Consider the following 7,960-nt stretch of genomic DNA (forward strand, 5'->3'; position numbering starts at 1 on the left):
CGGTACGGACGCGCGTGCGTCCACGGCCCGACCCTGATTCTTCCCTGAATCCTATGCGCGTGTCCGCCGCATGGAGACGAGCTGGTCGTCCAACGCCGCCGAGGGGCGCAGCAGGGGCGCGTGCTCCCGTGTGTCGGAAGCGTCGTCGCTGAACCCCGTCTCGCGCAGCGTCGTGAGCAGGCGGCGCATGTGCGCCAGCGCCTCGCGGCCCTGCCCACCGATCGTCGCGAACGACGCGGACACCAGTTCGGGGGAGGGGCCTTCATCGTGCCCGAACATCGCCAGTCCTTCGTCGGCACTGCCGATCACCGCATCCAACGTGGACGCGACCTCCGAGCGCATCGCCGCGCCGATGCGCTCGCGCTCCATGTTCGCCGCCAGCACCTTCTGTCTGGATTCCTCGGCGCGCAGCGCCTCCTCGCGCTGCCGCAGCACGAGCACGTCGGAACCGCTGGAACGCCGCCATGCGGCCGCCACCATGCACGCCAGGCACGGCAACGCCGCCAGCAGACCGATGATCAGGCCGACGGCGAGCGCCCTGCGCGCGTCGCTTCCGGAATCCGGATCGAACATGATTCCCGGGAGCGACAGGTACCCGAGCTGCCCGCTGGCGATCTTCACGCCCACCAGCCACGAATCCGCCGCGACCGTGGCCGTCACCCACCGCCATACGCCGTTCCGACCGTACAGCACCGCCGCATGCACGCAGGGCAGTGCGAACAATCCGACCGTCGGCACTGCCGGGAACGCGAACAGCATGCCCGCGCACATCACCGCCATGACCAACGCCGACGATTCCGGGAACCTGCGGCGCAACGCGAACGGTGCAAGCAGGACCGCGGTCACGGCGACCGCCGCCGCCCGGCGCGCCGGCATCGGAACGGATGACGCCGTATCCAAACCCATGTCGTTGAACGTGGCATGCCACAGCAGCGTCGTCGCCACGGCCGCCGTGGCCACGTCCAACAGCAGATAATGGCGGTCCGTCCACGCGGCGACCCGTCCGACCAACGATCCGCGTGAACCGTCCCGCGCCCTCCCGCGGCTGAAGGCACCGATGAGACGGTTCCGCAGCCGGCTCCAATCGGCCAGTACACGTGTCATGGCCGCGTCGCCGGCGCTACCGCCGACAGCGGACCTCCTGCCGGTCCCGACGCCTCCACCCGCGATCCGGTCGCGGACGTCGCCGCCGCGTGCATCGGCGTTGGACGTCGTGCGACTGTCCTGCTGCAGCGGAATCGACGCGTCGACGGTGAACCCGCCGCGCGGGTCGGGCGCCGCCTCCACTGACCCGTTCACGGCGGCGATGCGTTCGCGCATGCCCAACAACCCGTATCGGGGCCGGTGCCCGTCGTCAAGACTCGCCCCGCCCACGCCGTCGTCATGAACGACGAGCCGCAGCGAACCCGATCCCCAAGTCTCCTCCATCGTCACATGCGCGTCGGGGCCCGCATGACGGCGCACGTTCGACAACGCCTCCTGCACCAGACGGAACACTGCCGCGTCCGCATCCGGCGACAGCAGGTCGGCGCGCGCCTCGCCCTCCACATGCCGCACGATCGGCGGCCGCCCATCGAACAGAGCCGGCACGTTCGCATACCCGCACTCCCCCTGCTTGTCGAACACGTTGAACAGACGATGCATGTCGTGCCGCGCACGCACCGCCTCATGGTGGATCGTCTCCATCGTGCGCCGGGCCACATCGGGGTCATGCGCGCCCGCGTACCTGCCGCCGTCCGCCTGGATGATGATCGTGGACAACGTGTGCGCCGCCACGTCATGCATGTCACGGGCGATGCGCGCCCGCTCCGCCGAAGCTGCGATGCGTTTCTCATCCTCCTCGCGCGCCGCGATCGCCGCATTGCGCTCGCGCAACGCCGCAAGCGTCGCGATGCGCGAACGACGCCACAACGCCAACACGACGACGCTCGCCACGCACGCGAGAATCATCGCCGCCAACGCGGCCGCATCGCCCAATATCTTCACGCCGCAGCCCGCACCGGAGACGCCGGCGACGCCGCCCATCGCCGGACACACCGGCATCGACGCCGCCGTCGGCAGAAACGACGTCCAGGAGACGGCGATCCCACCGTGCGAAACATCGAACAACGGACCGAGATTGAGCGCGAGCGACCAGACCGACCCCGCGACGGCCGTCATGACCAGTGCGGCGACGACGAAACGCCACGAACGCCGCCCATCGCCGTACGTCAGCACCGAATACAGCGCGATGAGCGCCGCGACATCCCCGTACGCGACCGCCGGACCCAACACGAGATGGAGCGCGCACAACGCGACGAACAGCCACGCCGCCAACTCCGGCCGCCAACGGCGCACCGCCAAAGGCGCGACAAGAACCGCGGACCACAGGTACATGGCGTCCGTGGTCGTGGCGAACAACAGGCCGGGCGCGGTCGACATGTCCGTACCGAGCGACATCAGCAGGCACACGCCCGTCAACGCCGCCGCCAGCGCAACATCCACCGCCAGCACATGGCCGCGGCCCCACGCGGCCAACCGCCCCATCCAATCGCTCATGGCATCCAAGGCTAACGCGCACGGCGGCCGACGCCCATCATGCCTCGGAATGAGATTCGCCCGAACCATGGCGGGGCGGGTAGGGTTGGGACATACACGAACGAACGGAGGGAAAGCGCATGACGCTGCTCAACGAATACTACGTGCCCGGACTGCACATCGAAGACCACTCCATCGACGTGCCGCTCGACTGGACCGGGCACCAACCCGGCCACGGGTTCGACGGCGAATCCATCAAACTGTTCTACCGCGTCGTCACCACACCCGAACACGTGCACGACGACCTGCCGCTGCTCGTCTTCCTCCAAGGCGGCCCCGGCGGCGCCGGACCGCGCCTGCTCGACCCGCAATCCGACGGGTGGATCGAGGAAGCCACCAAACACTTCCGCGTGATCCTGCCCGACCAACGCGGCACCGGACGATCCAACCGCATCGACACGCACACGATGACGCGCATCGCCGCCGCCCACGCGGACGACACCGGCCACGGCGCCGCAGCCGCCACGGCACGCGCACAGGCCTACTACCTCAAACACTTCCTCGCCGACTCCATCGTGCGCGACTTCGAACACCTGCGCCGCACCGAATTCGGCGGACGCGCATGGGTGACCCTCGGCCAAAGCTACGGCGGATTCCTCACCCTCACCTACCTGTCCCTATACCCGGAAGGCGTCACCGCCAGCTTCACCACCGGCGGCATCCCGCACGTGCCCGCCGACGCCACCGAAGTCTACGAACACACCTTCCCGCGCATGGCCGCGAAAACCGCACGGTTCTACGAGCGCTACCCGCAGGACAAGGCGCGCGTCGCCGCGTTCGCCGACCTTCTGCCGGGCGTGGATGACGTGCGCGGATTCATCGCGCGGCTCGACGACTCCGTACTGGCGGCCGCGGACGGAATCGGCGCCGACCCGTTGGGGCGCAGGCTCGGCGTCATCGCGGGACTCGCCGCCCACGGATTCCCGCTCCTGCCGAACGGCGACCCGCTCACCATCGAACGTCTCCAATGCCTCGGCTCGGACTTCGGCATGAAACCCAGCTTCGAGAGGGTCCACTGGATCCTCGACGACGCGTTCGGCGGCGGCGACGGCTCCACGCCGGCCGCGGATGCGGACGAGGCGACCATCACCGACGAATTCCTCGCCAAGGTGATGAACGCGACCTCCTCGCGCCCGCTGTACTGGCCGTTGCAGGAGTTCATCTACGCGAACGGCGAGCTCGAACGGCCCATCCGGTGGGCGGCGCAGCGCGTGCGCGACGCGCACCCGGAGTTCGGCGTGGGGGAGCGGCCGCTGCTGTTCACCGGCGAGGCCATGTTCCCGTGGATGTTCGAACAGGAGGCCGCATTGCGCCCGTTCAGGCCCGCCATGGACGTGCTCATGGAGGATACGCGCTTCGGCGTGATCTACGACGAGGCCCAGCTCGCGCGCAACGAGGTGCCGCTCCAGGCCGCCGTCTACTTCGACGACATGTACGTCGACTCCGGCATGCAGCTCGACACGTTGAGCCGCGTCGGCAACAGCCACTACTGGGTGACCAACGAATTCGAGCATGACGGCCTGCACGGGTCCGCCGTGTTCAGGCATCTGTGGGGCGAGGCGCGGGACCGCGGCGACCTCGAGGCGCTGTTCCGCTGAACGGGCAGGACCCGCTGCGGAAACGTTGCGGGCGCATAATCGTAGGCGTCTCGCACGGCGACATGCGCCGTCATGCGCGCCGTCATGCGCGTATGCGCGTCATGGAGTGCGCCGGCATAGGGTTACAGGCAGTCACAGGCACATAGGGAAGGAAACAGGATATGACCACTACGGACGACGTCACCATCGGATTCATCGGATACGGCAACATGGCGCAGGCCATCGCGCAGGGACTCGTCGACGCGGGTGTCGTGCGCGGCCACCAGATCGTGGCGTGCGCCGCGCACTGGGACAAACTGGAGAAGACCACGGCGGCGCTCGGCGTACGCCCGCTGCACAGCGCGCTCGAGGTCGTCGTCGCGGCGGACGTGGTCGTCGTCGCCATCAAACCGTATCAGATCGAGACGGTCGTCGGACCGCTCGCCGCCGAACTCGCCAAGCCCGGCAAGCTGGTCGTCTCCATCGCCGCCGGATGGAACCTCGAGAAGTACCAGGAACTGTTCGTCGGGGGCGCGGATGCCGACGGTTCGACGCAGACCGGACCGCGCGTCCACATCCAGTGCACGATTCCCAACACGCCGATGGCCGTCGGCAAGGGCGTGCTCGTCACCGAAACCGCGAACACGCTGGACGAAGACGAGACGGAGCTCTTCGAAAACCTGTTCGCGCCGATCAGCCTCATCGAACGCGTCGACACCGCGCACATGGACATCGCGATGGTCGTGGCCGGATGCGCGCCCGCCTTCACCGACATGTACATCGAGGCGCTCGGCGACGCCGGCGTCAAATACGGTCTGCAGCGGGCCGCCGCATACCGTCTCGCCGCGAAGATGGTCGAAGGCGTCGGCGCGCTCTACATGGCGACACAGACGCATCCGGGCGCGATGAAGGACGCCGTCTGCTCGCCGGGCGGCGCCACCATCCGCGGCGTCGGGCAGTTGGAGAAGGACGGGTTCCGCGGCACGGTCATCGACGGCGTCGACGCGATCATGGGATGACGCGCCGACCGCGCGATGGCGGTGTTGGTGGAATGGCGGGGTCGGTGCGATGGCGGAATCCGTCCTCTTTCCCATACGGGTCATATGGGTCATACGGGTGAGTCGACATATCGTCCGCTCGCCCGTATGGGTCATCCGTATGGGGGAGACGGGGCTGCGTCGTCAGTTGTCGTCCTGATCGTCGTTGTGATCGTCTCCGTCGTCGTTCGTGTCGTCCGAGTCATCGTGAGCGTCGTCGGCGTCGTCGGTACCATCGTCGTCCGTGTCGTCGTCGGCGTCGTCGTCGGCATCGTTCGTATCGTCGTCATTGGTATCGTCGGTGCCGTCGTCCGTATCGTCGTCTCCCGTCGTTTCCGATTGCGTCGGAGCCTGGCTCGGTGATTGGTCCGCCGGACTGCCGCAGGCGGACAGGGCGAAAGCCATGCATACTGCGGCGACGAGTGCGGCGATGATGGCGAGGATACGGCGCGGGCTCATGGTTCGGGCTTGGTTGTTCATCGTCGTGTTCCCTTCATGGTCATGGGCGTGGCCGCTCATGCCGCATGATCCCCTTACGGGACGCGCTGTTGCGTAGGGTGCGTTCCTATAGGGAAGCGTGACGGCGGGAACGGCGACGCCTTATGCATTGTCGGCGTTGTCATATACGTGTTGTCGATTCGGATACTCGGTAGGTCGGGTGAGCTTCTACGCGGCAGCGCACCCATGCGGACACCCGCATCCCTCCACCTGCCACTTAACCAACCGTCAGGCTTGCGTTTCCAGCATATCGGAACCAGTCCACTTTGGGTGCTCCGTGCGGGTGTTTGCCGCCGTATGATTGCTTTGTGGTTGTTCCAGGTTCGTAGCGACCTGCCGGTTCCCGGCCGCGCATCCGTGTGGAGCATGCGTGGCCTGATCGTATGCAATCCCTTGGAATTGATGTAGCCTTTGCCGGTTTGTGTGGAGCGATAATGCTCCACGAAACCTTCAGCAGATGTCCTGCAAGTCTTGTGTGGCGCATCCCTGCTCCACACGTCAAAGACCCGCCCCTTATGTGGAGCGCCGGTGCTCCACACGTTGGTTCCGGGCAGGCGATCCTGCGTGGTCTGGCCTCGAACCTGTACACTCTGATGGCGATCCTGCGTGGTCTGGCCTCGAACCTGCGCAGTTTGGTCTCGAACCTGCGCATGGAGGGCGTGAAGACCTGCTCCCAACGTGTATGGTCACGTCGGTGGTTTCCTTGGTGTTCCGGGCTTTTCGGGATGTGGCGTATATGATTCAAAGCCTTGCGGCGGGCTTCTTTCAGCACCCCTGTGCGCAGGTTGTGGCCAAGACTGCGCAGGTTGATGGTTCAACTGCGTAGGTTGGCGGTTCAATCGCGCTCCACCCGGCAAGGTGGTATTACGGAAGTAGTGTACGCAGAGCGAGGTCATATACGTCCTGATCCCTAACCACGTACGCTCAGTTGCGTTCAGTGTACGCGGATCGGGATGATAGCTGTCTTCACCCTCATTTTCGTATGATTGGGCTCGCTCAACATACGAAAACGTGGGGTGGAGTGATTATCACCCCGGGGAACGTATGCTGACGCGCGCTCACCGTACGTTATCCGGGATTTGCCGAGTGGATGCGTGGTCGTCGGTATCGACGTACGTCGATGCTTGTTCGGAGCTTGTGATTTTGGTGCCGCCGTTGTCATATGTCCGGGATTGATCGAGCTTGTACAGTGCGGCGGCTGAGGCCATGATAAGCAGCATCGCCACGAGAATAGCAAGGATCTTCAGAATCTGTACACGGAGCCGGTTGCGTTCCGGTGAATACTGGTCGGTCATATTCATGTCATTGTCCTTCTCAATGTTGGATATTCAGGTCGTTTCGTAGATCCTGCAATGCTTTGGTCTGCCGCTTCACTTCGAACGCCTGACTGACTTGGGCGAGGGCGGATATGACGAGCACAATAGTCTGCCTCCGGGTCTCCTGGACCTTGTCCCGTTCAAGCTGCTCCAGCCGTCGGCGATGGTCATACTCCTCCCACAGGCTGGCAGCGGTGTTGAAATCGTCGGCGCGTCCGCAAATGAGCATCTGCAGAATGTAGGCGTTCGCCTTCCCGTTGCGGCAGGAGGCGGGCAGCAGTAGCAGGGTTGGCCGCATAGTCTTGCGAATGTCGGCGATGGTCCGCTCGTTGGTGTCGATTGCCGGATATAGCGCGGGAAGCACGTTTTCGACATTGTGTTTGAATACCCTGAGCTGGTTTAGGCCGACGAGTAGCGGGATGATGCCGACTGCGCATGTGATCAGCACAGAGACCGGAGCCTGATGGTTCCACGGCTCGCAGACGATCCCATAGAGTAGTGCGCCCGCACCGATGAGCCCGGACAAGAGTAGACAGGCCAGACCGATGTCATATTCCGTCTTGTTTCTCCTCATGAGTTCATAGGCGGATTGGATGCCTTCCTCTATCGCATCGATTCGTGCGAACTGCTCGTCAAACGATGTGAGCAGTTTGATCAGCTGAGCGGAAGACATTCGTCCCAAAGACGACATCCTGACTGGGTGAGGCGTGGCAACGGTGTATCGATATGGCATGGCCTTCGGCGACGGTTCCCCGCAGTTGTCGGATGCGACGGCGGATTTCGTTCCGCACTTCACGCAGAACATCGCGTCGTCGAGCATATTCACACCACAGTGACGACAGAACATCATGGACGCACCTCATTCCCTGTAGACGGAGAGTTCGTCTCCGCAGCCGTTCGTGCAGACATTCCGTCAATCACACGAAGCCCACGAATGATTGCGATCCTGCCCAGT

Annotated in this window: 6 protein-coding genes; 2 read left to right on the forward strand and 4 right to left on the reverse strand. The window is 64.8% G+C overall.

The window, feature by feature from the left end; all coding sequences use genetic code 11:
• Positions 1 to 51 precede the first annotated feature (51 nt).
• On the reverse strand, positions 52 to 2,538 hold the full coding sequence (locus BFAL_RS01280; protein ID WP_160319008.1) for a sensor histidine kinase: 2,487 nt from the start codon (positions 2,536 to 2,538) through the stop codon (positions 52 to 54).
• A 119-nt stretch (positions 2,539 to 2,657) separates the two neighbouring features.
• On the opposite strand from BFAL_RS01280, the gene BFAL_RS01285 reads away from it, so the two are divergent.
• On the forward strand, positions 2,658 to 4,175 hold the full coding sequence (locus tag BFAL_RS01285) for an alpha/beta fold hydrolase (RefSeq protein ID WP_055426643.1): 1,518 nt from the start codon (positions 2,658 to 2,660) through the stop codon (positions 4,173 to 4,175).
• A 161-nt stretch (positions 4,176 to 4,336) separates the two neighbouring features.
• Positions 4,337 to 5,173 carry a pyrroline-5-carboxylate reductase gene (gene proC, locus BFAL_RS01290; protein WP_055426644.1) on the forward strand — a complete coding sequence of 279 codons (837 nt, stop codon included), beginning with the start codon at positions 4,337 to 4,339 and terminating at the stop codon, positions 5,171 to 5,173.
• 162 nt (positions 5,174 to 5,335) lie between these two features.
• On the opposite strand, the gene BFAL_RS01295 is transcribed toward proC, so the two are convergent.
• From BFAL_RS01295 to BFAL_RS01305, 3 genes are all read right to left on the reverse strand, one after another.
• Positions 5,336 to 5,671, reverse strand: coding sequence for a hypothetical protein (locus tag BFAL_RS01295; protein WP_176569391.1), 336 nt, complete (start codon positions 5,669 to 5,671; stop codon positions 5,336 to 5,338).
• 1,076 nt (positions 5,672 to 6,747) lie between these two features.
• Positions 6,748 to 6,990, reverse strand: a complete 243-nt coding sequence (locus BFAL_RS01300; protein WP_055426646.1) for a hypothetical protein — start codon at positions 6,988 to 6,990, stop codon at positions 6,748 to 6,750.
• A gap of 13 nt (positions 6,991 to 7,003) precedes the next feature.
• Positions 7,004 to 7,855 carry a zinc ribbon domain-containing protein gene (locus BFAL_RS01305; protein WP_055426647.1) on the reverse strand — a complete coding sequence of 284 codons (852 nt, stop codon included), beginning with the start codon at positions 7,853 to 7,855 and terminating at the stop codon, positions 7,004 to 7,006.
• Positions 7,856 to 7,960 lie beyond the last annotated feature (105 nt).

Source organism: Bifidobacterium aesculapii, from assembly GCF_001417815.1.
In the GTDB taxonomy this organism is placed as follows: Bacteria; Actinomycetota; Actinomycetes; order Actinomycetales; family Bifidobacteriaceae; genus Bifidobacterium; species Bifidobacterium aesculapii.